Source organism: Rhizobacter sp. P1_G5 (assembly GCF_056405435.1).
In genome coordinates, this window is sequence record NZ_JBFUCB010001028.1 from 1 (window position 1) to 1183 (window position 1183).

General features: G+C 69.2%; 1 protein-coding gene. It reads right to left on the reverse strand.

Annotation, left to right across the window (positions count from 1 at the left end):
• Positions 1-86: 86 nt before the first annotated feature.
• A partial coding sequence (locus AC1D12_RS33740) for a glycosyltransferase family 2 protein (RefSeq protein ID WP_477845435.1) occupies positions 87-1183 on the reverse strand: 1097 nt, incomplete at its 5' end.

Genomic DNA, 1183 nt, shown 5'->3' on the forward strand with positions numbered 1-1183 from the left:
CGCCCCCAGGGCGCCGACCGCACCAGCATGAGCCCCCAGCCCATTCCCTCACCCGCCGCGACGCGCTAACACCGGCAAGCGAAAAATCAACGCCAGCGCTTTACGCCACTCAAGCTCGACAGATAGATCCAGGTCCGCCAGGCAATGAACGCCGGCGCCCACAGGATGTCGAGAAAGGTCTTCACCGGCACGCCGCTCAGCAGGTTGCCGGCGATGAAGTACAGCAGGTAGGCCGGCAGCAGCGCGAAGGCCAGCACGAACTGCCACGACGCCAGCCCGCAGACAGCAGCCGCCACGACGATCGCGACGAACAGCAGGCTCAGCTGCACCGCATGCGAAGGCAGCAGGAAGTCGATCAGCAGGTTCAGCGCCGCACCATCGCCGCTCGCACGGAAGCGTGCCCACAGCGCTCGCACGCTGCGCCCGACGATGGCCGATCGACCACCCGCCCAGCGCCTGCGCTGCGCAGCCGCTTCCTTCGCCGTCTCCGGGATCACGCTCGACGCGCGTGCATGCTCCAGCCAGTGCACCCGCTGGCCGCTGCACACCAGCTTCACCAGCATCTCCTGGTCCTCGACCATCGTGTCCGAATGCCAGGGCATGCGCTGCAGCACGTCGCGCCGGAACACCATGCCGTGGCCGCGCAGGTTGCAGCTCCAGCCGGTCTGGCTGCGCGCCAGTTCCTCCAGCCGGTTCTCCACCACCGCGTTCATGTAGTTCAGCCGCGAGAACAGCGTCGCCTGCCAGTTGTGCACGCCGACCCGGCCCTGCAGCACCGGATGGCCTTCGTGCAGCCCGGCCGCCGCCTGCTGGAAGAACTGCGTGTCGACGACATTGTCCGCATCGAAGAAGGCCACCGCATCGAGCGCATCACCATGCTTCGCCTCGAGCGTCGTGATGCCCTCGGCCAGGCTCGCGGTCTTGCCGCGCGCACCGCTCTGGCGGTCCAGGCAGTCGAAGCCGGCGGCGCGGATCTCGGCCACCGTCGCATCGCTGCAGTGGTCGGCCACGAACAGGATCGCCAGCTGCTCGCGCGGGTAGTCCACGCGCGCCAGCGATGCGAACAGCGGCCCGAGCACGCCTTCCTCGTTGTGCGCCGGCACCAGCACGCCGAAGCGCTTGTCGCGCCGCGGTGCGAGCGGCGCCGGTGCGCGCACGCCCCACAGCCCGCGCACTGCCTGGT